This window comes from Mycobacterium sp. shizuoka-1 (genome assembly GCF_002723835.1).
Lineage (GTDB): Bacteria > Actinomycetota > Actinomycetes > Mycobacteriales > Mycobacteriaceae > Mycobacterium.
The window spans coordinates 16,126-41,580 of record NZ_BEWG01000104.1 but is presented as its reverse complement, the minus strand read 5'-3'; the positions used below and the strand labels follow the sequence as shown (position 1 = coordinate 41,580).

The window sequence follows — 25,455 nt, the reverse complement described above, 5'->3', positions numbered from 1 at the left end:
AAATGTGCACACGGGTAAGTCCTGATTGAGGTATAACGCCAGCGATCTCACCAGCCACAATTCCGGCAACGGCGGGCGTCCGTTACTCGGATCGACCGCGAAGCAGCACTCAGGCGACGGTGTAGTTCCTGGAATTGCTGGACAGGACACCGGTGACCACGCCGCCGGTCACGACGTAGTAGCCGTCGTACACCTTGATCGTGACCACCGTGCCGCTACTGGCGCCACTGGTCGACAGGGTCAGCCAGAACGAGTCGTAGCTCGCGGTGCCCTGCGTCGACGTGACGACGTACGACACGTCGTCACCGTCGCTGTCGCTGGCGTTACCCACGCCGGTCCAGTAGTTACCCCACCGGGTGCCGCCGGAGGTGGTGCCCGGTGCCGTGTTGCTCGCGTAGACCGGCACCTTCACCGCCAGCGTGGTCGTACCGCCATAGGCGTCGGCGACCGTGACGTCGATGTAGTCGTTCACGGCGCTGTCGGCGGCACCGACCTTGGCTGCGGCATGGGATTGGGCGTTGCTCACGGTGCGGGTGTAGGTGTAGGTCCCGTCGCCCTTGAGCACCACGGTGCCGCCGTTCCTGGTGGCCAGCGTGATCGTCCCGGCGCCGACCGGGGCGGTCTGGCCGTTGATCGTCAGCGCGTCACCGTCGGCGTCGCTCCAGGTGATCGCCCCACTGGTCGACTGAGTGGTCCCGGATCGCGTCCCCACCGCCGCCGGGGTGGCGACCGTGACCACCGGTGCGGCGTTCGCCACGTTGGGAGCCACGTTGATGGTCGCGACCGTCACCGTCTTGCCCGTGGCGTCGGTGGCCTGCACCGTGAACGAATCGTTCAGGCTCGTCGTGTGGCCCAGGGCGGCGTTCCGGACATAGGTATAGGTGTAGGTGCCACCGCTGTTGGTGAGCGTCACCGTGCCCTTGGCGGGACCCGTGGCCACGCTGTACGTCAGCCCCAGACCGGTCGTGTCGCTCGGAGACGGGATGTTCAGCGTCCCTGTCTCGGTACCGAGCGTCGTTCTCACCACACCCGTCGAGGTGCCCGGCGTGGTCAGCCCGGTCAGGCTCACCGTGGCAGTCGTGACGCCGCCATGACCGTCGTTCACCTGGACTTGGAACGAATCCGAGCTCACCCCCACCTTGGGGATATAGGTGAATGAGGTCCCGCTCATCGTGACGATGCCGCCGTTGGCGGTATAGGCCGATCCTCCGGAGGCACCCACCAGGCTGTAGGTGAGGCTGTCGCCGTCGTCGTCGGAGCCGCTGTTGATGGACCCCCGCCGCACGCCCAGCCCATCGACCGCCGGGGTGCCGTTCAGGGTGCCCGCCAACGTCGGCGCCGCGTTGAGCTTGGCGATCGGGACCGAGTAGGTCACCGCGGTGGTGGCGCCGAACGCATCGGTGACGTTGATCGTGAAGGTGTCGCCGGGGTCGCCGTCGACGGCGTGGTCGTGCCAGTAGCTGCTGTGGATTCCGAACGGAGCGAACTTGGACTGCGAATAGGTGAAGGTTCCCGACGCGGTGACGGTCACAGAACCACCCTGGGCGGTCGTGTAGGTGCCCGCAGCGTAGGTCACCGTGTCGCCGTCGGCGTCCGACGCATGCAGTGCGCCGGACGTGTTCTGCTCGTCGGAGGGTCCGCCCCACACGTTGTAGGTCGGCGCTCCGACGGGCGAGTCGGTGGTCAGACCGCTACCCACCGGTGCGCTGTTGACCACCGCCGGCTTGACGGCCAGCCTCAGGGTGACCGTGCGACCGGCGGCGTCGGTGGCGATCACCGTGACCACATCGCTGTTCGCCGTGGTGCGGCCTACGCTCGACGTGTACGTGAAAGCACCGGTGACCGGGTTGAAGGACGTCACTGTGCCCTTAGTCGGGCTGGCGCCCAGGGCGTAACTGGTGAAGATGCCGGCATCACCACTGGGGACCGGTACGGACCCCGTGACGACGTAGGGCGTCGAGGTGTTGAGATTGCCGGGGGTGATCGACGTGGTGTTGGGCACCGTGACCGTCGCGATGGTGGTGCCGCCGTGGCCGTCGGTCATCTGCACTTGGAAACTCTGCGTGGCGCCGGCGGTGGCCGAGGACACGTAGGTGAACGCGCCGGTGGTCGGGTTCAGCGTGACGATGCCGCCGTTCCCGGCGCCGTTCTTCGTATAGCCGGAGTTGTTGCTCAGCCCGTTGACCGAGGATCCGACCAGCGAATAGGTCAACGTGTCACCGTCGGAGTCGCTGCCGCCGACGTTGCCACGCACGACGCCGAGGCCGTCGGCTGCGCCCATCGTCGGCGACGCTGTGGGATTGGCGTTCGATCCGTCGATGATCTGGATCTTGAAGGTCACGGTGTATTTGACGCCGTCCGCGGAGGTCACCGGGATGTTCACCGTGTCGTATCTGTCGGCCTCGTTCTCGGAGGTCGAGCGGTGGAAGAACGCCTTGCCGGGAAGGGTGTTGGTGTAGGTGAATCCACCATCGCTGGTGTTGATGGTGACCAGCCCGCCACCTGCCGAGGTGTAGGTCCCGAGTAGCGACGTCCCGAAATCCACCGGGCGGCCGTCCGAATCGACCGCGTGGAAGGTTCCCGCCGCGTACTCCGAGCGCGTGCTGTCCCCGCCCAAGCTGATCGTGTACAGCCAACTGTCGTAGGTGGTGCTGGTGGTGAAGTTCGCGAGCACGGCGATCTGCTGGAATCGCTTGTAGATGGCGACCAGCGCGACGTAGGTCACCACCGTGAAGGGATTCACCTGGGCCGCGGTCCAGGTCGGCAGCGTCACATCCCAGGCCCTGGTCGGGTCGTAGAAAGCGCCACCGTCGCTGAGCCCCAACGTCAGGGTGGCGGCGGCCTGCGCCGCTGCGATCTTGGTTTCCAGGGAAGTGGGGTTGGTGAGATCGGCCCTGGTGACAACGGCCCCGGTTGTCGCCTTGATGACGTCGATCTCCCACTGGGCCGGGTCATAGACACCGTTGAGCATGTCCGTCAGGACCGTTGCCGTGCCGACCACTGCCGCGCCCATGATCTTGTACTGCGTGATGATGCCGAACGTGCCTGCGCCGGGGGCGATGTTGAACGGCGGCACGATCCGATTGAGGAAGTCTCCCCAGGCGTTGAAGGTGTCGCTGATCGTGTAGCTGGGGATCGCCGACTTGACGAACAGATTGAAGATGCCGACGAGGTCCGGAAGCCATCGCGCCGGGCTGCCCGGCGGGGCAGTGGCGAAAATGGCGTCGAGCTGATCGTCGAGGGCGTCGAGGCTCTGGTCGATGGTGTGGTTGGTCACGGTGACAAAGTTGTGCGGCGGACCGGGCCAACCGGCGAGCAGGTCGATGGCCCGCTGCAAGCTCCCCAGGAAATACCACGCCCCCGTCCCGGCCTCGGCCGTCGCAGCGGCGGTGGGTGTGGCTGAGGCTGCCACGCGCGCGGCCGCGCTGGGGGCCGCGCCGAGTCCGGGCGCCAGAAGGTCGTGCAGCTGCTCGGCGATCGGTGTCACCGACAGCCGAATAGAACGTTCGAGATCCCTTGTTGCATTGCGAATTTCGTGGTCGATCCCAGCGCTGATATGACGAACGGCCCGGGTCACGAACTCCGACAGATCACTCAGCAGATGTGTGCCGTCGACCGGCGCCATGAGAGAGCGCGGGTAACTGCGCGGAGTGACCACCGACTGCCGACCGGTGCGCTCCTCGTGGTTTCGGCCTGCGGCCAACCACATCGACTCCACCGGGCCGCCCGGAAGCGTCGGCAGCCGAACCGGGCCGCCGATCGGGCCGAGCCCCATCGAGTCCAGCGCATCGTTGATGGCAGTGAGGTAACCCGTTGGCCCCCGGTCACTCCCGGCGGGAGACTCGACACGCAGGGCCATGACCGCAGCGCTGCCGCGTGCCGCACCGGCTGGTACGGCCGACGGCGCGGACCCGGCGGCCGAAACAACACTCACCGCATTGACGACCGGCCCGGATCCCGCTGTCGGCAACCGGTCACCGGGCGCGACACCCGCAGCCGGCACCTTGCCCGGACCGGCAGGGTTCGCCGGCTTGAGCGCACCGGCCGTCGATGGCCGGTCACCGCGGCCGGCTCCGTGCTTCGGCACCTCCGACCGCCCGGCCCCCGAAGCGGGACCGCGCGGCGCGGCCGACGAACCGCGGTCGGACTTCGCATGGCCGGCACCCGAACCCGAATCGGCGGGATGTGACGAGTCGTCCGGAGCGGCCGACGCGATGCCCTGACTACCGACAATCGCCGCACCCAGCCCAACACCGACCGTGCCGACGCGCAACCACTGGGCGCAGCTCGAAGCCTCGAATGCCGACGGCTTGCGGTGGCGGCCGTGCGCCCGACGCGGTTTACGCGGACTGGTGGCCGCCATCTCACCTCCCTGTGTTCGAGTGTCTTCACGCCGACACAGTCACCCGGGCGGAACCCAATTCGGGCCAGCCGGGGACTCTGTGACACGACTCACACACATTGCTCGGGAGAGGCGCACCTTACGTACATCCGGCAACGTAACACGCGGCGCTGCTTTCGCAAAGGACAATTACAGCGCCGACAACGACTGATCCTTTGAACAGGGCGTTTGGCGCGATTAACTGCGAAGATTGGGCCGGATTAGCTTCACTTTGTCGGCGAACGCCCAACGATCCAGCAAACCCTCGTACTGATCATGCGATCAGGGATTTGCCCCGGGTAACCGCCCGCGATCGCTGAGCAGTCGCTCAACGTATTTGGCGATCACATCGACTTCGAGGTTGACCGGCGTGTCGACCGGGGCGCGGCCGAGGGTGGTCAGCGCCAGCGTCGTCGGGATCAAGGACACCTCGAACCAGTCATCGCCCAACCCGGACACCGTGAGCGAGATGCCGTCGATGGTGATCGAGCCCTTTTCCACCACGTAGCGGGACAGCTCGGGCGGCAGCGCGACCCGCACCACCTCCCAATGCTCCGACGGGGTGCGGGACACCACCTTCCCGGTGCCGTCGACGTGCCCCTGGACGATGTGGCCCCCCAGCCGGCTGTTCACCGCCGCAGCCCGCTCCAGGTTCACCGCGCTGCCGACGTCCACCGCGCCGAGGCTGGACCGGTTGAGCGTCTCGGCCATCACGTCGGCGCTGAACCGTCCGTCCGGCAGCACCTCGACAACGGTCAGACAGACACCATTGACCGCGATCGAGTCGCCGTGGCGGGCGTCGGCGGTGACCACCGGCCCGCGGATGACGAATCGGGCCGAGTCGGCCAGCTCGTCCTTGCCGACAACCTCACCTAGTTCTTCGACGATTCCGGTGAACACCCGCCCAATCTAGTCCGACCCCCGCGACACTCGCTTAGCCACACTAAAAACGCAGCTCAGCCCACCTACGGCCGGCTCGGGCCGACCTGGCGGCACCGGCGGAGTCGGGCCGACCCTCTACGATGCACCTATGCCGACGTGCCGCCGAATGTTTGCCGTCCTTGTCGCCCTCCTCGCCGCCGCAGCCCTGTTCGTCGCCGGCTGCTCCTCGCCGTCCACGCCGTCCGAGCCGCTACCGGACGCCGCCGGGCTGCTGCAGCAGTCCACCCAGGTCACCAAGGGACTCAAGAGCGCCCACCTGGACATCACGGTCGGCGGCAAGATCGAGGGCCTGCCCGTCAAGAAGCTGACCGGCGATCTGACCAACGTGCCCGCGGTCGCGGTCTCCGGAAACTCCACCATCACCATGGGCGGCTCCGATGTGGACATCCAGCTGGTGGTCCTGGACGGCACGCTGTACGCGGCGCTGACCCCGAACAACTGGCTGGACATGGGCCCTGCCAAGGACATCTACGACCCCTCGGTGGTGCTGAACCCCGACAACGGCTTGGCCAACTGGCTGGCGAGCATCACCGACGCCAAGTCTGAGGCCAGCGAGACCATCAACGGTGTCGACACGATCCGGATCACCGGCAAGGTCAGCGCCGACGCCATGAACAAACTGATCCCGCTCAAGGCGACCAGCCCGCTGCCCGCCACGGTCTGGATCCAGAAAGCCGACCCGCACCAGCTCGTGCAGGCCAAGGCCGACACCGGCAACGGCGGCAGCATCCAGATCACGCTGTCCGAGTGGGACAAGCCGGTCACCGTCACCAAGCCCGCCGTCTGACGGCACCGGTCATGGCTGAGTCTGTAGACACCGCCGCCCACCGCGCCCAGCACAGCGGCCGCAGCCGCCGGCTCGCGCTCGGCGCGGGCAGCCTCGCGGTCCTGCTCGGGGCCCTCGACACCTATGTCGTGGTCACGATCATGGTCGACATCATGTCGACGGTCGGCATCCCGGTGAACAAGCTCCAGCAGGTCACCCCGATCATCACCTGGTACCTGCTCGGCTACATCGCGGCGATGCCGCTGCTGGGCAGGCTGTCCGACCGGTTCGGCCGCAAACTCGTGCTGCAGCTGTCGCTGGCCGCCTTCGCGGCCGGATCGGTGGTGACCGCCCTGTCGACCGACCTGACCATGCTGGTGATCGGGCGGCTCATCCAGGGCGTTGCCGCGGGCGCGCTGCTGCCGGTGACGCTGGCGCTGGCCGCCGACCTGTGGGCGGCCCGCAGCCGCGCCACGGTGCTCGGCGGCATCGGCGCGGCCCAGGAGCTCGGCAGCGTGCTGGGCCCGCTGTACGGCATCGGGGTGGTATTGCTGCTCGGCAAGTGGCAGGACGTGTTCTGGATCAACGTGCCGCTGACCCTGATCGCGATGGTGATGATCCACTTCAGCCTGCCCGCCCACGACCGGGTCGCCAACCCCGAGAAGGTGGACGTGGTCGGCGGCGTGCTGCTCGCAGTCGCGCTGGGCCTGGCGGTGGTCGGCCTGTACAACTCCAACCCCGACGGCAAGCAGCTGCTGCCTCCGCACGGCCTGCTGCTGGTCGGCGGGGCGATCATCGCCGCGATCGCGTTCGCGGTGTGGGAGCGGTTCGCCCGCACCCGGCTCATCGAACCGGCCGGCGTGCGATTCGGGCCGTTCCTGGCCGCGCTGGGCACCTCGTTGTGTGCGGGCGCGGCGCTGATGGTCACCCTGGTCAACGTCGAGCTGTTCGGTCAGGGCGTGCTGGGCAAGGACCAGACCCAGGCCGCCTTCCTGCTCTTGCACTTTCTGATCGCACTGCCGATCGGCGCCCTGATCGGCGGCTGGGTCGCCACCAGGATCGGCGACCGGATCGTGGCGGTGGTCGGCATGCTGATCTCCGCGGGCGCCTACTGGCTGGTGTCGCACTGGGGCACCGACGTGCTCAGCGCGCGCCACGACCTCGGCTTCGTGTCACTACCGGTGATCGACACCGACCTGGCGCTGGCCGGCCTCGGCCTCGGCCTGGTGATCGGTCCGCTCACCTCGGCCGCGCTGCGGGTCGTGCCCGCCGCCCAGCACGGCATCGCGTCGTCGCTGGTCGTGGTCGCCCGCATGACGGGCATGCTGATCGGTGTCGCGGCGCTGACCGCGTGGGGCCTCTACCGCTTCAACCAGATCCTGGCCACGCTGCCCAGCCCGGGCGGAACCAGCCTGGCCGCCAAGCTGGCCGGCGAGGCGGAACGGTATCGCACCGCGTTCGCCATGCAGTACGGGTCGATCTTCTTCGTCACCGTGATCGTCTGTCTGGTCGGAGCCGCGCTGGCACTGTTCATCGGCGGTAAGCAGGCGCACCCCGACGACGAGCCGGCCGCCGAACCCTCACTGAACGCTTCGCGGTAGTTCCACATCGCGGGCCAGCAGGTCCGCCCAGGTGTCCCGGCGGACCACCAGCCGGGCGTCGCCGTCGGCGGCGAACACCACCGGGATCCGGCGCGCTCCGTTGTACTGGTTGGACATCGTGTAGCAGTACGCGCCGGTGACGGGCACGCCCAGCAGATCGCCGACCACCGGATTGTCCAGTGGCACACCGTCGATCAGCTGGTCGCCGGATTCGCAGTGCCGGCCGACCACGGTGACGCTCGCGCCGCCGCCAACCCGGTTCACCAGCGTGGCCTCGAACCGCTGCCCGTACAGCGACACCTCGAGGTTGTCCCCCATCCCGCCGTCGACCGCCACGTGGGTGACCGCACCGCGTTTGACCGTGGTGACGCGGTACACGGTGCACGCCGCGGCGGCGGTCATCGACCGGCCCGGCTCGACGATGATCCGCGCGCCGGCAGGCACCAGCCCGCGGGCCCGGTCGATCATGGTCTGGGCGTAGTCCGCGACCGACGGCGGCTGGTCGGCGTAGGTGTAGCGCACGCCGAGCCCGCCGCCGAAGTCGTAGACGTCGAAGCTGCCGAGTTCGGCGACCGGCGCCACGGCGGCCGCCAGCTGCTCGGCATCGAGCAGCTGGGAGCCGACGTGGGTGTGCACGCCGTCGCAGCGCAGCACCCGGCTGCGGCGGATCCGCTCGATCGCCACCCGCGCGTCGGCCGGCAGCAGGCCGAACTTCGAGCCGGCGTGCCCGGTGGCGACCGCGGCATGGGTGGCGGCCTCGATCCCGGGGACCACCCGCACCAGACAGGCCTGCCGCCGGCCCGGTGCGACGATGCGTTCCAGCCGGTCGATGTCGTCGAAGTTGTCGACGACGATCAGCCCGACACCGTTGCCGACGGCCAGTTCGAGTTCCTCGTCGGTCTTGGCGTTGCCGTGCAACAACATCCGGGCCGGGTCGGCGCCGGCGGCCAGCGCGGTGACGATCTCTCCCCCGCCTGCGACGTCGAGCAGCAACCCCTCCTCGCTGGCCACCCGCTGGATTGCCGTGCAGGGGAACGCTTTCGAGGCGAATGCGACGTCACTGCGCGGCCAGCGGCTGCGAAACGCGTTCAGATACTCCCTGGCCCGCCGGCGCAGCGCCCCCTCGTCGACCACCATCACCGGGGTGCCGAATTCGGCGGCCAGGACATCCAGCCGGCAACCGCCGACCGTCAGCACGCCGTCGCCGTCGACGTGGGAGCCGGGCGGGAACAGGTCGAGGACCGCGGGAACGCTCATCGGGACATCTTGCTGCACGCAGCCCGGTCCGCGATCACCGTGACGTCGCGATGGCGCTGCAGGAGGGACGCCGGCACGTCGGTGCCGACCGGCCCGTCCACCGCGGCGGCCAGTGCGCAGGCCTTCTCCGGTCCCGACGCCAGCAGCAGGATCGAGCGGGCCCGGCCGATCGTCGCCAGGCCCTGGGTGATCGCGCGGCGCGGGACGGCAGCCACCTGCCCCGAGAAGAATCGGGCGTTGTCCTGGCGGGTGCGCTGCGACAGCTCCACCACCCGGGTCGTCGAATCCGGCGGTGAGCCCGGCTCGTTGAAGGCCAGGTGGCCGTTGGACCCGATGCCGGCGATCTGGACGTCGACGCCGCCGATCTCGGCGATACGGGCCTCGAACTCCGCGGCGGCCGCCGCCGGATCGTCGCTGTCCCCCTGTGGCACGAACACATTGCCCGACGGGATGCCCAACGGCTCGGCGACCCGATCCCGCACGTAGGCGGCGTAGCTGTGCGGGTCGTCGGCGGCCAGGCCCACGTACTCGTCGAGGGCGACGACGAACGCGCCGGACAGGTCGATCTCCCCCGCGGCACTGCGGCGGGCCAACTCGGCGTACAGCCGCTGCGGGGTGCCGCCTGTGGCGACGCCCAACCGCGGGGCGCCGGTCGGCAGCAACCCCAGCAGTGCGTCGGCGGCCGCGGCGGCGAACACCTCGTCGTCGACGACGGTGAGGTTCATAGCGCACCCCGCTCGCGCAGCCGCGCCGCGTCGTGGCGGGCCAGGCACTCGGTCCACCAGTCGTGGTACTCCGGGCGCGGCCTGACCACGGTGGGCCGCCCGCTGCGCTCGACCGACGTGCCGAGCGCCTCGGCGGCGAACAGCGCCGCGCCGATCGCCGAATGGTCGGTCAGCGACAGGTCGACCCATACCTCCCGGCCGGTGGCGTCGGCGAGGTCGCGCCACATCAGTGGGCTGACCGCGCTGCCCCCGCCCAACCGGACCGGACCCGCGTGTCCCGTGGTCGCCGCCAGCACGTCGATACAGCGCCGCAGTTCGACCACGATCCCGGTCAACAACGCCCGGCCGATGTGCCCGACGCCCATCCCCAGGTGCAGGCCCTGCAGGGTGCCGGTCAGACTCGGATCCCACAGGGCGCCCTGCTCACCGGGTGTCAGGTAGGGCAGGAACAGCGGCGCCTGCTCGGCCGGGACGGCGCCGGCGGCGTCGAGCAGCGCGGCCGGACCGTCCAGGCCGAACAGTGCGGCGACCGCGTCGAACGCCGAACCCATTGCCAGCAGATCCATTTCGAGGCCCCAGCCCGGGCCGGCCAGCGGAGTGACGAGGTAGCGCTGCGCCGGGTCGCGGGTCGGCTGATCGGAGATGCCGAGCACGATCGCGCTGGTGCCCGCGATGACCCCGACATCGCCGTGGTCGACCGCGCCGACCCCGACGGCGCCGAGCACCGAGTCGGCCGCACCGAGGACCACCGGCAGCTCGCCGGGCACTGCCCAACGCTGCGCCCAGGCCGGCCGCAACGGCAGGGCCGTCCTGGCCGGCGCCACCTCGGGCAGCCCGCAGATCCCTGCTGCCGCAGCGATGTCGGCGTTCCAGCTGCCCTGCTCGATGTCGTAGGCCGCGCTGCCCGCCGCCGTGCTCGGATCGGTGAGCAACTGCCCGGTGAGCTCGCCGAACAAGGCGTCCTTGGCGCCGGCGAGGCCGGCACCGGCGCGCCCCAGCTTGCGCAGCCGGGCATGCATGGGTGCCAGGTAGCGCCCGTCGACCCGCTGCCCGGTGATCCGGTAGAGCGCGGCATCGCCGAACTCGTCGCGCAGATCGGTCGCCTGCTCCTCGGCGCGGGCGTCCTCCCAGGTGATCGCCGGCCCGGTCGGTGAACCGTCCGCGTCGAGTTCGACCAGCGTCGGCAGCATCCCGCTCAGGCCGATACCGCGCCAGCGCCGCGGGTCCACCGCCGCGGCGATCCGCTCTCCGGCGGTCCGCACGGCGCGCCACCAGTCCTGCGGATCCTGCTCTGCCGCTTGCGCTTCCGGCCGATGGGTCGGGTAGCCGCAGCGGGCGGCGGCGACGACGGCACCGTCGTCACCGACCGCGACGACCTTGACAGCCGAGGTGCCGAGGTCGACTCCGAGGATGACGGGCCCGTCGGTCACGACCGCGACGCCGGTGTGCGGCTGCGGGCGACGACGGTGAGCGCGTCGGCGGCGGCCTGCAGTGTCTCGTCGATGTCGCGGTCGTCGTGGACCAGCGACACGAACAGGTTCTCGAACTGCAGCGGATGGAACAGCACCCCGCGAATCACCATCTCCTCGTACCACCGGGTGAACAGGGCCTCGTCGGCCCGGGCCACCGCGTCGCGCCAGTTGTGGATCGGGCCGTCGGCGAACCACAGCTGGAACACCGTGCCCAGACCCTCACAGTAGGCGTCCAGACCGCGCTCGGCGGCGAGCTCGCCGAGACCTGCGGCCAGCCGGTGGCCGAGCGCCCGCTGCCGCTCATAGAGGCCCGGTTCGGCCAGCAGGTCCATCGTGGCCGAAACTGCCGCGCACTGAACCACATTGGCGTTGTAGGTACCCGAGTGCGAATAGCGGCCCTCGGCCACCAGGTGCATGGCCTCCGTGGAGCCGCCGACCGCGGCGACCGGGAACCCGCCACCGAGCCCCTTGGCCAGCGTCGTGAGATCCGGTGTGACGCCGAACCATTCCTGGGCCCCGCCGCGGGCGAACCGGAAACCGGTGATCACCTCGTCGAAGATCAGCAGGGCGCCATGCTTGCGGGTCTCGCTGCGCAGCAGTTCCAGATACCCGGGTTCAGGCAGGATGCACCCGGTGTTGAACACCGCGGGTTCGGTGAGCACGGCGGCGATCTCGTCACCACGCCGGTTCATCAGGTCGACGAAGCTGTCCGGGTCGTTCCAGGTCAGCACCACCAGGGTGTCCTCCAGTTCGGCGGGCACCCCCGGCCCCATCGCGACCGGCCGGGGATGGTCGGCGGGCCCGGCCAGCTCCGGGTCGACGTGGTTGGACCAGTACACGGTGTCCTGCCAGCCGTGGTAGTGCCCCTCGAACCGGACCACGATGCGCCGGCCGGTGGTCGCCCGGGCCAGCCGGACCGCCGTGCCCACCGCTTCGGATCCGGAGTTGGTGAAGCGCACCTGCTCGATCCCGGGCACGGCCGCCACCACCTTCTCGGCGGCCTCGATCTCCAGCTCGTAGGGCAGCCCGAAGCAGGTGCCCAGATCGCGCACTGCCTCGGTGACCGCGTTGGTCACCACGGGATGGCGGTGGCCCAGGATCATCGGGCCCAGCCCCAGCAGATAGTCGATGTAGGTGTTGCCGTCCACATCGGTCAGCCGCGATCCGCTGCCCTGCGCCATGAAGATCGGATAGGGCCGCCACCCGTTGCGCGGCAGCCGGGCCGTCGAGCCCGCCCCACCGGGGATCGTGCGCTTGGCCCGTTCGTACATGGTCGAGGTGGTGGCTGTGCGGGCGGCGTACGCGTCGGCGAACGACATCGGATTCTCTTTCGTTGCAGTCGTTGTCATGTCACTGAGGAGCGGAGACGGAGGTGCCCAGCAGGGTCACCAGTGTGCGGTGGAGGATTTCGGTGGTGGCGATCATGTCCGGGATGGAGACCCACTCCTGGGCGGCGTGATAGTTGCCGCCCTCGGGACCGAACAGCACGGTGGGGATGCCGGCACTCTGGAACAGGGCGGCGTCGGTCCAGGCGTTGAGGCCGGTCACCGGTGAGCGCACGCCGTTGACCGCTTCCGTCGCGTCACCCAGTGCGCTCAGCAGCGCCTCGTTGCCCTCGCCGGTGAAGGGATCGCGGTCCAGGCGGACGACAACCTCGCCGCGGAAGCGCGGCTCGGACTGCTTGACATCGGCGAAGATCGCCTCGATCTCGGCGACCCGGTCGGCCAGGGTCTCACCGGGCTGGGTGCCGATCTCGATGCCCAGCACCGCCTGGTTGGGGTAGGTGGCGTAGTCGGTGCCACCGCTGATGGTCCCGGTGTGGAACACGGTGCGGCCGTTCTTGGGATCGGGGTTCGGCTTCCAGCGGGTCTCGTCGAGCTGGTGCAGACGGGTCACCACCTCGGCCATGTGCACGATCGCGTCCACGCCCTTGTCGGGTGCCGACCCGTGGGCCGGCTCCCCGTGCACGACGATGTCGATCCAGCCGAATCCCTGGTGTTCGCCGTAGATGGTGTGCGAACCGTCGGGTTCGAGGTTGATGGCGAGGTCGATCTCGCCGGCATGGTGGGCCACCAGATGCTCGGTGCCGATGCTGATGCCCTCCTCGTCGATCACCAGCGCCACCAGCACGTTGCCGGCCAATTCCGTTCCCGAGCGCACCAATTCGCGCACCGCAAGCATCGCCGCGGCGCAGCCGCCCTTGTCGTCGGCCACCCCGAGGCCGATCATCCGGTCGCCCTCGATCACCGGCTGCAGGGCGGTGTCGGCCCAGTTCGCGTAGCCGACGGTGTCGCTGTGGGCGGACAGGCAGATCGTCGGGCCGGGTGCGCTGCCCCGCAGCCAGGCCAGCACGTTGGGCCGGCCGGGTTCGACCTCCTCCAGCGTCGCGTCCAGGCCCAGATCGGCCAGCCAGTCGCACATGAACCGGGCGACGTCACCCTCTCCGGCCCCGCCCGGGATCAGCCAGGGCGTCACGGAGTCGATTCGAACCATCGCCTCGAGCAGCTCGATCGCTTCGTCACGAGTGACGGTCATGTGGTGTTCTCCTTCGGTGTTGGTGATTCTTCGAGGTCCGAGAAATGGCATGCCACAGCGTGGTCCGGGGTGGCGGCGGCCAGGATGGGCTGCTCGGTGCGGCAGCGTTCGGGCTGACCCAGCTGCCGGTAGAGCGGACACCGCGGGGCGAAGCTGCAACCTGGCGCGGTGGAGGTGGCGTTCGGCGGCTCGCCGGTCAGCAGCGTGCGCGCCGCCCGCCTGCCCTCACCGGCCTTCGGCATGACGCCGACCAGCGCGCGGGTGTACGGGTGCCGGGGCGTGCCGATCACCTCGGCGGCGGGACCTTGCTCGACCACCCGGCCCAGGTAGAGGACCGCCACCCGGTCGGCGAACACGCCGGCCAGAGCCAGGTCGTGGGTGATGAAAAGGATTGCCACGCCGAGGCGTTCGCGCATGTCGAGCAACACCCTGATGACCCCGGCGCGCAGCGACACGTCGAGCATGGAGACCGGTTCGTCGGCCACCAGCAGCCGGGGCTCCAGCGCGAGCGCGGCCGCAATCGCCACCCGCTGGCGCTGACCGCCGGAGAGCGCGAAGATACGTCGCTGCGCGATCGCCGCCGCCGGGGTCAACCCGCACATCTCGAGCGCGGACAACGCCACCCGGCGCCGGGCCGCCGCATCCAGGTCGCCGCGGTGGATGGCAAGGCCCTCGCTGACGACGCCGAGCGCGGTGGCGTCGCTGGGCAGGCTCTCGAAGGGATCCTGGAAGATCATCTGGAAATCCCGGCGCTGCCGGCGCAGCGTGGCGCCGCGGGCATGGGTGATGTCGACCCCGCCCACCGATACCGATCCCGAGCTGGCCTCGACCAGCCGCATGATCGTGCGCGCGACTGTGGTCTTGCCGCAACCCGATTCACCGACCAGCGCCACGATCTCGCCCTCGTGGACGCACAGGTCGACGCCGTCGACGGCACGTGCGATCAGCCGTCGTCGGCCGTGCCGCACCGGGAAGTGCACGTGCAGGTCGCGCACCTCGGCGACCACCGGCTTGGTCATGCGGACACCCCCACCAGATGGCATGCCGCGACATGGTCGACGCCACCGGGCACCGGCCGCAGCGGCGGATCGTCGGTCGCGCAGCGGGCCAGCCGCTCGGCGCAGCGGTCGTGGAACCGGCACCCGGCCGGCGGGTGGGCGAGATCGGGTGGGCTGCCCGGGATCCCGCTGATCGATGCCTGCCCGGCAGCCAGCCGCGGGTAGCAGTCCAGCAACCGGCGGGTGTAGGGATGCGCGGGTGTGGTACCGGAGTTCAGGATCTGGTCGGCCGGCCCACGCTCGGCGATCCGCCCGGCGTACATCACCGCGACCCGGTCGCACAGTTCGGCGAGCACGGTCAGGTCGTGGGAGATGATCAGCATCGCCAAGCCCAGTTCGTCGGCCAGGCCGCGGATCAGCTCGAGGATCTGCGCCTGGGTCATGACGTCGAGTGCCGTGGTGGGCTCGTCGGCGATCACCAGATCGGGGCGGCACGCCAGCGCCATCGCGATCATCGCGCGCTGCTTCATCCCGCCGGAGAGCTGGTGCGGGTAGTCGGCGGCCCGGCCGGCGGGGATGCCGACCTGGGTCAGCAGCTCACCCACGCGCAGCCGCACGGCCTTGCGGTCGGTGCCCGGCTCGTGCGCGCGGATGGCCTCCCCGATCTGATCCCCCACCGTCATCACCGGGTTGAATCCGTTCATCGCGCCCTGGAACACCAGCGACAGCCGCCGCCACCGCACGGCGCGGAGTTCAGCTTCGGCGACGCTGCGCAGATCGGTTCCCGCAAAGCTCAGCTCGTCTGCGGTCGCAACGGCGCCGCGCGGCAGCAGCCGCGCCACCGCGAGCGCCAACGTGCTTTTGCCACAGCCGGATTCCCCGGCCAGCCCGACCACCTCACCGGCCGAGATGTCCAGGTCGACCCCGTCGACCGCGCGCACCCCGGCGCCGTAGGTGACGGTCAGATTGCGAATGCTCAACAGGGTCATTCGACCGCCGCCAGCCGGGGGTTGAGGATGCGCTCCAGGCTCTGGCCGACCAGTGAGAAGGCGAGCACCACCGCGACGATGCCGACACCGGGAGGCAGGAAATACCACCAGAAGCCGTTGCCGACCGCGCCTGCGGCGAAGGCGTTGTGCAGGATCTGGCCCCACGAGGTGCGGGTCGGGTCGCCGAGGCCGAGGAAGGACAGCGTGGCTTCGGCGAGAATCGACCCGGCGATCACCAGGACCGCGTTGGCGATCACCAGCGCCAGGACCCCGGGCAGGATCAGCCGCCACAGGATGCGGGTCGAGGACAGTCCGACGGTCTTGGCACGGGCCACCACTTCACGCTCGCGCAGCGCCAGGGCCTGGGAGCGCACGATCCGCGCGGTGCTGGGCCAGCTGGTGATCGCGATGACCAGCACGATCATCGGCAGGCTCTGCCCGATGATCGCCCCGAGCGCGATCATCAGCGGCAAATTGGGCAGCACCAGGAAGAAGTCGGTGATGCGCATCAGGACGGCGTCGACAAAACCGGTGAACCAACCGGCCAGCACGCCGACCAGCGTCCCGATCAGCACGGTGATCAGAGTGGCGATCAGCCCGATCTCCAGCGACACCGACGTGCCGGCCAGCACCTGACGCAAGATGTCCCGGCCGAGTTCGTCGGTGCCCAGCCAGTGGGCACCACTGGGCGGCAACAGGATTCCGGTACGTGACTCGGCGACGTCGGTGCGGTCGTAGGGCGCCAGCAGCGGGCCGAGGATCGCCACCAGCACGACGGCGGCGACGGTCAGCAGGCCGGTTCGGCCCATCGGGTCGGCCACGAGCTGACGCAGCACACCGCGCCAACCGCCGGGCACGTGCGCCGCGGCGGGCTCCTCGGGTTCGAGGCTGGGGTCGAGCAGCGGGCCGGTCATGTCAGCCGCACCCGCGGGTCGAGCATCCGGTAGACCACGTCGCTGGCGAAGTTGGCCAGCACCACCACTACCGCGAAGATCAGGAAGCAGGCTTCCATCACCGGGTAGTCGCGCCGGATCACCGACAGGTAGATCAGCTGTCCCATCCCCGGCCAGGAGAACACCGTCTCCACCTGGATGGTGCCGCCGACGGTGGCGCTGGCGTACAGCGTGGTAGCCGTCACCACCGGTAGCAGCGCATTGCGCACCCCGTGGCGCCAGAGCACCCGTCGCGGTGTCAGGCCCTTGGCCCGGGCAGTGGTCATGTAGTCCTCGGACAGGGTCGCCAGCAGGGAGCTGCGGGTGATCAGGACGAATTGGGCGATGTCCACCAGCACCATCGCGATCGTGGGCAGCACGAGATGGCGTGCCAGGTCGGCGATTCGAGTGAACGCCGTGGGATAGATCGCGTCGGCGGTGTACATCCCGGCAATCGGGAACCAGCCGAGCGAGACGGCGAAGACGAAGATCAGCAGCATGCCCACCCAGAATGTCGGCAGACTCCAGAACACCAGCGATCCGATCACCAGTCCGGAGTCGGTGCGCGATCCGCGCCGGGACGCGGCGAACACCCCGATCAGCACGCCGAGGATGATCACCAGCAGGGTGGAGATGGTGACCAGGATCAGCGTGTTGCCAAGGGCTTTGACCACGATCGGGCCCACCGCGGACTGATAGGTGTAGGAGAACCCGAGGTCACCCTTGACCAGGTTCTGCAGATAGGTGACGAATTGGGATGCCATGGGCTGGTCGAGCCCGTAGTAGCTGCGCAGCCGGGCGATCGCGTCGGCGTCCAGGTGCTGGCCGCGGGCGATGTGCGTCACCGGGTCTCCCGGCATCAGATGGAAGAGAACGAAATTCGTCGCCACCACCGCCACGAGGGTGAGCACCAGGTAGGAGATCTTCTGACCGAGGTACCGGAGCATCGAGTCTCAGGCCGGCTTCACGTCGAGGTAGTTCACCCGCGGGAAGTTCAGGATCATGCCGCCGTTCATCGGCTGCCAGCCGGTCCAGGTGTTGGTCCGGGTGCCGGTCAGCTTCTTCTGGTACCACATCACGATGTAGGGACAGGCCGCGTAGTGAATGGCCTGCATTTCCTGCACCAGCGCGACCCGGGCGGCGCGATCCATCGTGGTCGACTGCTGGTGGTAGAGCTCGTCGTAGCGAGGGTCGGTCCAGAAGGTGTCGTTGTTGCCGCCGATCTGGTCGGTGGTGGCGATGCCCAGCAGGTAGGACGGGTCGTAGAACGAGGAATCCCAACCCCAGATCATCACGTCCCAGTCCGGGGTGTCGGCGTTGTAGACCGTCGCGCCCATGCTGTCGGCGTCGGTGCTGGACAGCTTGAGGTTCACCCCGACGGCTTTGGCCGCGGTGACGAACAGGTCGGCGGCCTTCATGTCGACGGTGGTGTCGGCGATGACCAGCAGCCGGAACTCCAGGGGCGCACCGTCTTTGGATTCCCGGATACCGTCGCCGTTGCGGTCGGTGTAGCCGGCCTTGTCGAGCAGTTCCTTGGCCTTGGCCGGATTGTTGTCCAGCACCGCGTCGGGCGCGGGGACGAAGTGGAAGTCGCCGAAGGCCGGCGGCAGCAGATCGGTGCCGGGTTCTCCGTAACCGGCCAGCGCCAGCTCGACAAGTTGCTGACGGTTGACCGCGCACGACAACGCCTGGCGCACCACCGGATCACGCAGAATGGGGTTGCCCTTGGAGCCGGCGGCGGTCGAACAGTTGAAGCCGATCATGTGGAACGAGAACGACTCCATGGCAGTGGTTTTGACGTCGGCGGCATTCTGCAGGCCGGTGTAGATCGTCGGCGGGACCTCGGGCACGATGTCGATGTCGCCGGTGCGCAGCGCCTGCGTGACCACGTCGTCGGAGCCGAATTTGGTCCAGGTGACCTTCTGGGCCGCCGGCTTGGGTCCCCACCACGAATCGTTTCGGGTGACGGTGGCGACACTGCCCTTGTCCCAGGACACGAAGCTGAACGGGCCGGTGCCGACCGGCTTCTCGTTGGCGTACTTGGGCAGATCGTCTTTGGCGACCCCCTCCCACAGATGCTTGGGGGCGATCGGCATGATCACGCCGGGTTGCAGCGTCTGCGGCTGCGCGTAGGTCAGCCGGACCTGGTTGTCGCCGACCTTCACCACATCGGTGAGGTCTTTGAGGTAAGCCCCATAGGTGCCGTAGTCGTTGTCGCGCACCATCAGAAAGGTGAAGACGACGTCGTCGGCGCTGAAGTCCTTGCCGTCGTGCCACTTCACCCCGGACCGCAGGGTGTAGGTGAAGGTCTTGCCGCCGTCGGTGATCTGCACGTCGCTGGCCAGCGAGGGCGCGATGTTGAGCTGCGCGTCGTAGCCCATCAGCCGGTCGTAGACCAGTTGCAGGACGTCATCGGACTGGGTGGAGTCCGCGGTGAACGGGTTCAGCGAGTCGATGTCGGTGGTCGAGCCGACCCGCAACACGGTGCTGCTCGCCGTCTGCGGTGCGCAGGATGCGAGCGCCGCCGCGCCGCCGAGAGCGGCGGCAACCACCGCCGAGCTGCGGAGAAATGTCCGACGATCCATCGCTGATGCCATGGCAATCCCTTCTGAGACTCACTCTGTATACAGAGTAGTATGAGTGCTGGTGATTGCCGGGCTATTGCGCGATTGTTTCGGAAAGTTTTCCGATGCGATCGGGAAAGTCGCAGTTCCACAGCATGATTGCCGTAATACTGGATAACTGCATACTGAGTGGATCAACCTGTGGGATTCGGGAGGGGAACGCGACGATGCCGACGGCAAAGCGGGTCGATGCCGCGGGGGCGTCCACCGAGCGCAAGCTGCGCTACCAGCATGTCTATGACCTGGTGCTCGGCATCATGGCCGAGCGCGGCCTACAGCCGGGCGACCGGCTGCCCTCGACCACCGAGCTGGCCGAGATCGCCGACGTCAGCGGCATCAGCGTGCGGCGCGCCCTCGACGAGCTCGAGCGGGCCGGCAAGATCACCCGCCGCCAGGGCCTGGGGACCTTCGTCGCCGAACCGCGCATCGCCAGCGACCCGACCCGCCCGGGCGAACTGCTGCACACCCTGCTGGACAACGACGGCGGGCTTCCGGCGGTCAGCACGGAGCTGATCTCGATCGGCGTCGGGCTGCCCAGCAGCACGATCGCCACCGCGCTCGGAGTCGACCCCGGCCAACCGGTGTGGGAGATCTGGCGTAAACGCAGCATCGGCAGCACCGACAAGATCCTCGAGCGCGCCGTGCTGCCGCTGGGTCGGGTGCCCGCGATCGACCACGACCATCTGGCCGAGGGCGGGTCGCTGTACCGCTTCATCGAGGAGCGCTACCACCTCACCGACGAATACACCGAGCAGGCGTTCGAGGTCGACACCCCCAACAGCTGGGAGGCCGAGCACCTGGAGATACCGGCGGGTGACCCGATCGTCCGGGTGCGCGGGGTCAGTTTCGACGCCGACGGGCGCGCCTTCGACTGTTTCGAACAGTGCTACCGCGCTACGAAATTCACGTTCTACACCGCCGGCCAGACCCGCCACCGCATCCTCGGGCCGTCGGAGCTGTCGAACTGGTCGGTGGCACCGCTGACCAACCCGGGGTATTGAGCTCGCGGCCGGCGGGTACCCGACCGGCCATGAGCAACGAACTTTCCGGTAAGCGGATCGCATTCCTGGTCGCCCCCGAGGGCACCGAGCAGGTCGAGCTGACCGAGCCCTGGAAGGCTGTCGAGCGGGCCGGTGGGACCCCGGAGCTGGTCTCGACCGACATCGGCAAGATCCAGGCGTTCAACCACCTCACCGCCGCGGACACCTTCGAGGCCGACAAGGCCGCCGACACGGTGTCGGCAGCCGACTACGACGGGCTGGTGCTGCCCGGCGGCGTGGCCAATCCCGATCTGCTGCGCACCAAACCGGCCGCGGTCGGCTTCGCCAGGAGCTTCTTCGACGCCGGCAAGCCGGTGGCGGTGATCTGTCACGGGCCGTGGACGCTGATCGAAGCCGACGTCGTCGAAGGCCGCCGAATCACCTCGTGGCCCAGCGTGGCCACCGATCTGCGCAACGCCGGCGCCGACTGGGTCGACGAAGAGGTCGTGGTGTGTACCGGCGGAGTCAACACGCTGGTCTCCAGCCGCAAGCCCGACGATCTGCCGGCCTTCTGCCGCGAACTGGTCGCGGCCTTCGCCTGAGCCCGCGCTATCCCGGCACCAGGCTCAACAGCAGGTCGGGACCGATCCGGTCGACACCGTCGTAGCGCCAGCGCAGCGCCCGCGCGATGCTGGGCACACCGACGTCGTCGACGGCGGTGACCGGTCCGCCGAGCAGGATCGGCCCCACATAGGCCAGGATCCGGTCGATCACCCCGGCCCGCAGGAAGGCGCCGGCCAGCGTCGGGCCGCCCTCGAGGAGCACGTCGGTGCGATCCGACAACGCCCGGGTGACCTCGTGCGGGTCGTGGGTGCGGATCACCATCGTGCGCGAATCATCGTTGAGCACATTGGCTTCCGGGGAGATCTCGCGCATGCCGACGACCACCCGCAGCGGTTGACGCGGCGCCAGTCCACCGCCGGGCAGCCGGGCGGTCAGCGTGGGGTCGTCGATGAACACCGTGCCCGTGCCGACCACGATCGCGTCGCACGCCGCCCGGCGCACGTGCAGGTCGGCGCGGGCCGCCTCGCTGGTGATCCACTGCGACGAGCCGTCGGCGGCGGCACTGCGCCCGTCCACACTGGTGGCGAACTTCCAGGTGACATGCGGGCGGCCGGTGCGCTGTTTGTGCAGCCATTCCCGCAGCGGACCGCCGGCCACCTCGTCGGCGCACACCCCGGCGGTCACCTCGATTCCGGCGGCACGCAAGCGGTCGGCGCCGCCGGCGGCCACCGGGTTGGGATCGGCGACGGCGTAGACCACCGCGCTCACCTCCGCCGCGATCAGCGCGTCGACGCACGGCGGGGTGCGGCCGTGGTGGTTGCACGGCTCGAGAGTGACCACCGCGGTCCCGCCGGCCGCCAATCCCCCCGCCGCGCGCAACGCCACCACCTCGGCATGCGGTCCGCCGGCCGGCTGCGTGGCGCCGACACCGACGACCTCGCCGTCCGCGTTCAGGATGACCGCTCCCACAGGAGGATTCGGGTAGGTCGAGCCCTTCACCCGGTCCGCCTGGGTGATGGCCAGCCGCATCGCGGCGTCGAGCACCGCCGGTGCGGGTGCCGTCATATCCGCAGATGCTGCGAGGCAGTGGCCGCCTGCCGGCGCAGCGCCTCGACCGCGGCGGCCGGGTCGGCCGCGCCGTAGACCGCCGAGCCGGCCACAAAGCAGTCCACGCCTGCCTCGGCGGCCGCCTCGATGGTGTCGGCATTGATGCCGCCGTCGATCTCCACCAGGATCGTCAGCTCGCCGGAGTCGACCAGCCGCCGTGCCGTCGTCACCTTGGCCAGCACCTCGGCGATGAAACTCTGCCCGCCGAAGCCCGGTTCGACCGACATCACCAGCAGGGTGTCGAAGTCGCGCAGGATCTCCAGGTACGGCTCCAGCGGCGTGCCCGGCTTGACCGACAGGCCCGCCTTGGCGCCGGCGGCGCGGATGTCGCGGGCGACGGCCACCGGGTTGTCGGTCGCCTCGGCGTGGAAGGTGACGTTATAGGCCCCGGCCTCGGCATACCCGGGCGCCCAGCGGTCTGGGTCGTCGATCATCAGATGGCAGTCCATCGGGATGTCGGTGGCCGCCAGCAGGCTCTGCACCACCGGCAGGCCGAGGGTGAGGTTGGGCACGAAGTGGCCGTCCATCACGTCCACGTGCAGCCAGTCGGCACCCTCGACGGCGGCGGCCTCGTCGGCGAGGCGGGCGAAGTCGGCGGACAGGATCGACGGGGCGATCAGGGGTCGCATGGCAGTCATTAAACAGTCTTCTGCAGGGCCGCCGCGAACATGGCGTCGGTGCCGTGCCGGTGCGGCCACAGCTGCACATGCGGACCGTCGCCCAGTTGCTCGGCCGGCGCGAACAGCGGCCGGGTGTCCAGAGCGGTGACCGGATGGCGGCGCAGCGCGTCGGACACCACCCCGACCGTCTCGGCCAGATGCGGTGAACAGGTGGCGTAGAGCACCACGCCGCCGGGGCGAGTCAGCGCGATCGCGGCGGCCAGCAGCTCGCGCTGCAGCTTGGCCAGCATCGGCACGTCGGCGGGGGTACGCCGCCAGCGCGCCTCCGGCCTGCGTCGCAGCGCCCCCAGCCCGGTGCACGGCGCGTCGACCAGCACCCGGTCGAAACCCCCGGGCGGCAGGGCCGATTCGCGGCCGTCCACCCGCAGCACCTCGACGGGCAGGCCGCGGGTGTTCTGCTCGACCAGGTCGGCGCGGCGCGGCGCGGGTTCGATCGCGGTCACGCCGCCGCCGTACTGCGCGGCGATCGCGGCGATCAGCGCGGTCTTGCCGCCCGGCCCCGAACACAGGTCCAGCCAACGCCCGCCGTCGGCGCCGATCAGCGGGGCCAGCGTCAGCGCCTGGGCCACCAGCTGACTGCCCTCGTCCTGCACCAGGGCTTTGCCGTCGCGCACCGCAGGCAGCCGGCCCGGGTCTCCCCCGCCCAGGTACACCGCATACGGCGAGTACCGGCCGACGGTCCCGTCGACCTCGGCGGCCAACTCCGCCGCGGTCAGCACACCCGGGCGGGCCGCCAGATGCACGCCGGGACGGGCGTCGTCGGCGGCCAGGGCGGCGTCGAGCTCCCCGGCGGCGGGGCCCAGCGCGTCGGCGAACGCCTGGGCGATCCAGCGCGGATGGGCGTGCACGAACGCCAGGTGGCCGACCGGGTCGGCGTCCGCCGCGGGGGCCAGCTCGGCCAGCCACGAGGCCTCGTCGCGGCCGGAGATCGTGCGCAACACTCCGTTGACGAAACCAGCTCTGGCGCTGTCGAATTCGATACCCGCCTGCTCGACGGTGGTGGACACCGCGGCATGTTCGGCAACGTTGGTGCGCAGCAGCTGGTAGGTGCCCAGCCGCAGCAGATCCAGCAGCACCGGGTCGATCTGGTCGGTGGGACGCCCGGCGGCGGCCGCGATCACCGCGTCCAGCAGACCCAGGGTGCGGCAGCTGCCGTAGGCCAGTTCGGTGGCGAATGCCGCGTCGCGGCCCGCGATCCCGCGCTCGGCCAGCATCGCCGGCAACACCAGGTTGGCGTAGGCGTCGCGCTCCGACACCGCGCGCAGCACGTCGAAGGCGGCCTGACGGGCCGGATCCAAGGGGGTGCGGCGCGGTCGCCGCGGCGGCCGCTGCTGGGCGCGATCGCGACCCGGCGGCGACGCGCTCCGGTCGCGTTTCTGGCCTGACTGCCGAAACGGCTTGCCGCCATGCGGCTTTCGCTTTCCCGGCTCGTTCATGACGCTCGGGCTGTCTCGTCGAGTCGGGCGCCGCGCGCCCAGTCCGCGGCGGCCATCGGCTTCTTGCCCGGCGGCTGCACCTGGCCGAGCAGCACCGGCGCCGACCCGGTGCCCACCCGGACCCCGGCGCGGTCCACCGTGATCGTTCCCGGCGCCGACGCCGGCGCCGCCTCGTCGACGGTGACCGGGCCGAGTTTGACCCGCAGGTCGCCGATCATGGTCCAGGCGCCCGGGTTGGGTGTCACCGCACGGATCCGGCGCTCGATGACATGCGCGGGCAGTTCCCAGGACACCCGGGCGGCCTCGACGCTGATCTTCGGCGCCAGGCTGACGCCCTCGGCGGGTTGGGGCACCGGGGTCAGCGTCGCGTCGCCGATCCCGTCGAGCGTGGCCTCCAGCAGGCCGGCCCCCGAGTCGGCGAGCCGGGCCAGCAGGTCGCCCGCGGTGTCGGTGGGCCGCACCGTCTCGGTGACCACCCCGTACACCGGTCCGGAGTCCAGGCTCGGCTCGATCAGGAATGTCGTTGCGCCGGTGACGGTGTCGCCGGCGGCGATGGCCGCTTGGACCGGTGCGGCACCGCGCCAGGCCGGCAGCAGCGAGAAATGCAGGTTGATCCAGCCGTGGGCCGGCACCGCCAGCAGCGCCTGCGACAACAGCGCACCGTAGGCCACCACCGCGCAGCAGTCCGGCGCCAGGTCGGTCAGTTCGGCGACGAACTCCGGCGAGTTGGGCCGGGCCGGCCGCAGGATCGGGATGCCGGCCGCCTCGGCCAGTCGCGCCACCGGTGACGGGGCGGGCTTGCCGCGGCGCCCCGCAGCGGCATCGGGACGGGTGAGCACCGCGATCACGTCGTGGCGCGGCGAGTCGATCAGCCGCTGCAGCGACGGCAGTGCCGGTTCGGGTGTGCCGGCGAAAATGATTCGCATACTTCTACTTTGGCACCTGATAGAACTCGCGCTGCGACACCCCGGCCATCGGCGCGACGAACATCGTCGGGATCGTGGTGATCAACCGGTTCACGGTCGCCACGGCGTCGTTGTAGTACTGCCGCGCGAAGGCCAGCTTGTCCTCGGTGTCGGCCAGGTTCTGCTGCAGGTTGAGGAAGTTGTTCGACGAGTTCAGCTGCGGGTAGGTCTGACCAAGCGCGAGCACCTGCCCGACCGCGGTGTCGAACTCCTTTTCCGCCGAGGTGCGTTGCGCCACCGACTTTCCCGCGGTCGCGGCGGCCAGCGCCGTCTGCGCGTCGGCCACGTGGTCCAGGATCGCCTTCTCGTGGGCGGCGAAGGTCTGCACGGTGTGCACCAGCCCGGGGATCAGCGCGGCCCGCCGGGTGAGCTGCACGTCGATGCCACCGAGCGCCTCGTCGACGCGAACGTCGGCGGCGCGAACCTTGTTGTAGCCCAGCACGAAACCGATCAGCACCGCGACCGCGAGCACCAGCACCACGATCAGCACGACGCTCACCA

Annotated in this window: 21 protein-coding genes; 4 read left to right on the top strand and 17 right to left on the bottom strand. The window is 69.7% G+C overall.

The features are described 5' to 3' along the window. Window positions 1-109: 109 nt before the first annotated feature. Both MSZK_RS25760 and MSZK_RS25755 read right to left on the bottom strand, forming a co-directional pair. A complete protein-coding gene (locus MSZK_RS25760; protein ID WP_099251368.1) occupies window positions 110-4,363 on the bottom strand; it encodes an Ig-like domain-containing protein in 4,254 nt (1,417 codons plus the stop codon). A gap of 300 nt (window positions 4,364-4,663) precedes the next feature. Next, window positions 4,664-5,281 carry a riboflavin synthase gene (locus tag MSZK_RS25755; protein ID WP_099251367.1) on the bottom strand — a complete coding sequence of 206 codons (618 nt, stop codon included), beginning with the start codon at window positions 5,279-5,281 and terminating at the stop codon, window positions 4,664-4,666. A gap of 130 nt (window positions 5,282-5,411) precedes the next feature. Between MSZK_RS25755 and MSZK_RS25750 the strand changes: the two genes are divergently transcribed. Both MSZK_RS25750 and MSZK_RS25745 read left to right on the top strand, forming a co-directional pair. Beyond that, a complete protein-coding gene (locus MSZK_RS25750) occupies window positions 5,412-6,110 on the top strand; it encodes an LppX_LprAFG lipoprotein (protein WP_199203491.1) in 699 nt (232 codons plus the stop codon). A gap of 11 nt (window positions 6,111-6,121) precedes the next feature. Then, a complete protein-coding gene (locus tag MSZK_RS25745) occupies window positions 6,122-7,690 on the top strand; it encodes an MFS transporter (protein WP_099251365.1) in 1,569 nt (522 codons plus the stop codon). Here MSZK_RS25745 and lysA read toward each other — a convergent pair. Genes lysA through MSZK_RS25695 form a run of 10 tightly spaced genes read right to left on the bottom strand, consistent with a single transcriptional unit; the run spans window position 7,670 to window position 19,195 of the window. Next, window positions 7,670-8,947: a diaminopimelate decarboxylase gene (gene lysA, locus MSZK_RS25740; RefSeq protein ID WP_099251364.1), complete on the bottom strand. Its 1,278-nt coding sequence runs from the start codon at window positions 8,945-8,947 to the stop codon at window positions 7,670-7,672. The two genes, MSZK_RS25745 and lysA, sit on opposite strands and share 21 nt — an antisense overlap. Further along, complete coding sequence (locus MSZK_RS25735) at window positions 8,944-9,672, bottom strand: glucosamine-6-phosphate deaminase (protein ID WP_099251363.1); 729 nt, start codon at window positions 9,670-9,672, stop codon at window positions 8,944-8,946. The genes lysA and MSZK_RS25735 overlap by 4 nt, the downstream gene beginning before the upstream one ends. Further along, window positions 9,669-11,102: an FGGY-family carbohydrate kinase gene (locus MSZK_RS25730; RefSeq protein ID WP_099251362.1), complete on the bottom strand. Its 1,434-nt coding sequence runs from the start codon at window positions 11,100-11,102 to the stop codon at window positions 9,669-9,671. Before MSZK_RS25730 ends, MSZK_RS25735 begins: the two co-directional genes overlap by 4 nt. Continuing rightward, window positions 11,099-12,463: an aspartate aminotransferase family protein gene (locus MSZK_RS25725; protein ID WP_099251361.1), complete on the bottom strand. Its 1,365-nt coding sequence runs from the start codon at window positions 12,461-12,463 to the stop codon at window positions 11,099-11,101. Before MSZK_RS25725 ends, MSZK_RS25730 begins: the two co-directional genes overlap by 4 nt. Window positions 12,464-12,494: 31 nt before the next feature. Then, complete coding sequence (locus tag MSZK_RS25720) at window positions 12,495-13,679, bottom strand: M20 family metallopeptidase (protein WP_158230648.1); 1,185 nt, start codon at window positions 13,677-13,679, stop codon at window positions 12,495-12,497. Then, window positions 13,676-14,698, bottom strand: coding sequence for an ABC transporter ATP-binding protein (locus MSZK_RS25715; protein WP_158230647.1), 1,023 nt, complete (start codon window positions 14,696-14,698; stop codon window positions 13,676-13,678). The genes MSZK_RS25720 and MSZK_RS25715 overlap by 4 nt, the downstream gene beginning before the upstream one ends. After that, window positions 14,695-15,666, bottom strand: coding sequence for an ABC transporter ATP-binding protein (locus tag MSZK_RS25710; protein ID WP_099251358.1), 972 nt, complete (start codon window positions 15,664-15,666; stop codon window positions 14,695-14,697). The genes MSZK_RS25715 and MSZK_RS25710 overlap by 4 nt, the downstream gene beginning before the upstream one ends. After that, window positions 15,663-16,580 (bottom strand): ABC transporter permease, encoded by a 918-nt coding sequence (locus tag MSZK_RS25705; protein ID WP_199203490.1) that lies wholly within the window; start codon window positions 16,578-16,580, stop codon window positions 15,663-15,665. The genes MSZK_RS25710 and MSZK_RS25705 overlap by 4 nt, the downstream gene beginning before the upstream one ends. Then, the gene (locus MSZK_RS25700) at window positions 16,577-17,545 is read right to left on the bottom strand and encodes an ABC transporter permease (protein WP_099251357.1); all 969 of its coding nucleotides are present in this window, start codon (window positions 17,543-17,545) and stop codon (window positions 16,577-16,579) included. Before MSZK_RS25700 ends, MSZK_RS25705 begins: the two co-directional genes overlap by 4 nt. 6 nt (window positions 17,546-17,551) lie before the next feature. Beyond that, entirely contained in the window at window positions 17,552-19,195 is a 1,644-nt protein-coding gene (locus tag MSZK_RS25695) for an ABC transporter substrate-binding protein (protein ID WP_099251356.1), read from the bottom strand. Window positions 19,196-19,389: 194 nt separating this feature from the next. On the opposite strand from MSZK_RS25695, the gene MSZK_RS25690 reads away from it, so the two are divergent. Both MSZK_RS25690 and MSZK_RS25685 read left to right on the top strand, forming a co-directional pair. Next, window positions 19,390-20,223, top strand: coding sequence for a GntR family transcriptional regulator (locus tag MSZK_RS25690; protein WP_158230645.1), 834 nt, complete (start codon window positions 19,390-19,392; stop codon window positions 20,221-20,223). Between the two features lie 29 nt (window positions 20,224-20,252). Then, entirely contained in the window at window positions 20,253-20,804 is a 552-nt protein-coding gene (locus MSZK_RS25685; RefSeq protein ID WP_099251354.1) for a type 1 glutamine amidotransferase domain-containing protein, read from the top strand. Window positions 20,805-20,811: 7 nt separating this feature from the next. Here the strand turns inward: MSZK_RS25685 and ribD are convergent, their stop codons facing one another. From ribD to MSZK_RS25660, 5 genes are read right to left on the bottom strand one after another with little or no spacing between them, the layout of a single operon-like run. After that, window positions 20,812-21,831 (bottom strand): bifunctional diaminohydroxyphosphoribosylaminopyrimidine deaminase/5-amino-6-(5-phosphoribosylamino)uracil reductase RibD, encoded by a 1,020-nt coding sequence (ribD, locus tag MSZK_RS25680; RefSeq protein WP_099251353.1) that lies wholly within the window; start codon window positions 21,829-21,831, stop codon window positions 20,812-20,814. Next, window positions 21,828-22,511 (bottom strand): ribulose-phosphate 3-epimerase, encoded by a 684-nt coding sequence (rpe, locus tag MSZK_RS25675; RefSeq protein ID WP_199203489.1) that lies wholly within the window; start codon window positions 22,509-22,511, stop codon window positions 21,828-21,830. Before rpe ends, ribD begins: the two co-directional genes overlap by 4 nt. After that, window positions 22,511-23,989, bottom strand: a complete 1,479-nt coding sequence (locus tag MSZK_RS25670) for an RsmB/NOP family class I SAM-dependent RNA methyltransferase (RefSeq protein WP_233211514.1) — start codon at window positions 23,987-23,989, stop codon at window positions 22,511-22,513. The genes rpe and MSZK_RS25670 overlap by 1 nt, the downstream gene beginning before the upstream one ends. After that, on the bottom strand, window positions 23,986-24,915 hold the full coding sequence (gene fmt / locus MSZK_RS25665) for a methionyl-tRNA formyltransferase (RefSeq protein ID WP_099251352.1): 930 nt from the start codon (window positions 24,913-24,915) through the stop codon (window positions 23,986-23,988). Before fmt ends, MSZK_RS25670 begins: the two co-directional genes overlap by 4 nt. A gap of 4 nt (window positions 24,916-24,919) precedes the next feature. Next, entirely contained in the window at window positions 24,920-25,453 is a 534-nt protein-coding gene (locus MSZK_RS25660; RefSeq protein ID WP_099251502.1) for a LemA family protein, read from the bottom strand. Window positions 25,454-25,455 lie beyond the last annotated feature (2 nt).

What these genes read in the sequence shown, in the direction of transcription:
- MSZK_RS25760 (WP_099251368.1), bottom strand. Translation starts at nt 4,363, where the DNA reads ATGGCGGCCACCAGTCCGCGTAAACCGCGTCGGGCGCACGGCCGCCAC.
- MSZK_RS25750 (WP_199203491.1), top strand. Translation starts at nt 5,412, where the DNA reads ATGCCGACGTGCCGCCGAATGTTTGCCGTCCTTGTCGCCCTCCTCGCC.
- MSZK_RS25745 (WP_099251365.1), top strand. Translation starts at nt 6,122, where the DNA reads ATGGCTGAGTCTGTAGACACCGCCGCCCACCGCGCCCAGCACAGCGGC.
- lysA (WP_099251364.1), bottom strand. Translation starts at nt 8,947, where the DNA reads ATGAGCGTTCCCGCGGTCCTCGACCTGTTCCCGCCCGGCTCCCACGTC.
- MSZK_RS25735 (WP_099251363.1), bottom strand. Translation starts at nt 9,672, where the DNA reads ATGAACCTCACCGTCGTCGACGACGAGGTGTTCGCCGCCGCGGCCGCC.
- MSZK_RS25725 (WP_099251361.1), bottom strand. Translation starts at nt 12,463, where the DNA reads ATGTCGTTCGCCGACGCGTACGCCGCCCGCACAGCCACCACCTCGACC.
- MSZK_RS25720 (WP_158230648.1), bottom strand. Translation starts at nt 13,679, where the DNA reads ATGACCGTCACTCGTGACGAAGCGATCGAGCTGCTCGAGGCGATGGTT.
- MSZK_RS25715 (WP_158230647.1), bottom strand. Translation starts at nt 14,698, where the DNA reads ATGACCAAGCCGGTGGTCGCCGAGGTGCGCGACCTGCACGTGCACTTC.
- MSZK_RS25710 (WP_099251358.1), bottom strand. Translation starts at nt 15,666, where the DNA reads ATGACCCTGTTGAGCATTCGCAATCTGACCGTCACCTACGGCGCCGGG.
- MSZK_RS25705 (WP_199203490.1), bottom strand. Translation starts at nt 16,580, where the DNA reads ATGACCGGCCCGCTGCTCGACCCCAGCCTCGAACCCGAGGAGCCCGCC.
- MSZK_RS25700 (WP_099251357.1), bottom strand. Translation starts at nt 17,545, where the DNA reads ATGCTCCGGTACCTCGGTCAGAAGATCTCCTACCTGGTGCTCACCCTC.
- MSZK_RS25695 (WP_099251356.1), bottom strand. Translation starts at nt 19,195, where the DNA reads ATGGCATCAGCGATGGATCGTCGGACATTTCTCCGCAGCTCGGCGGTG.
- MSZK_RS25690 (WP_158230645.1), top strand. Translation starts at nt 19,390, where the DNA reads ATGCCGACGGCAAAGCGGGTCGATGCCGCGGGGGCGTCCACCGAGCGC.
- MSZK_RS25685 (WP_099251354.1), top strand. Translation starts at nt 20,253, where the DNA reads ATGAGCAACGAACTTTCCGGTAAGCGGATCGCATTCCTGGTCGCCCCC.
- ribD (WP_099251353.1), bottom strand. Translation starts at nt 21,831, where the DNA reads ATGACGGCACCCGCACCGGCGGTGCTCGACGCCGCGATGCGGCTGGCC.
- rpe (WP_199203489.1), bottom strand. Translation starts at nt 22,511, where the DNA reads ATGACTGCCATGCGACCCCTGATCGCCCCGTCGATCCTGTCCGCCGAC.
- MSZK_RS25670 (WP_233211514.1), bottom strand. Translation starts at nt 23,989, where the DNA reads ATGAACGAGCCGGGAAAGCGAAAGCCGCATGGCGGCAAGCCGTTTCGG.
- fmt (WP_099251352.1), bottom strand. Translation starts at nt 24,915, where the DNA reads ATGCGAATCATTTTCGCCGGCACACCCGAACCGGCACTGCCGTCGCTG.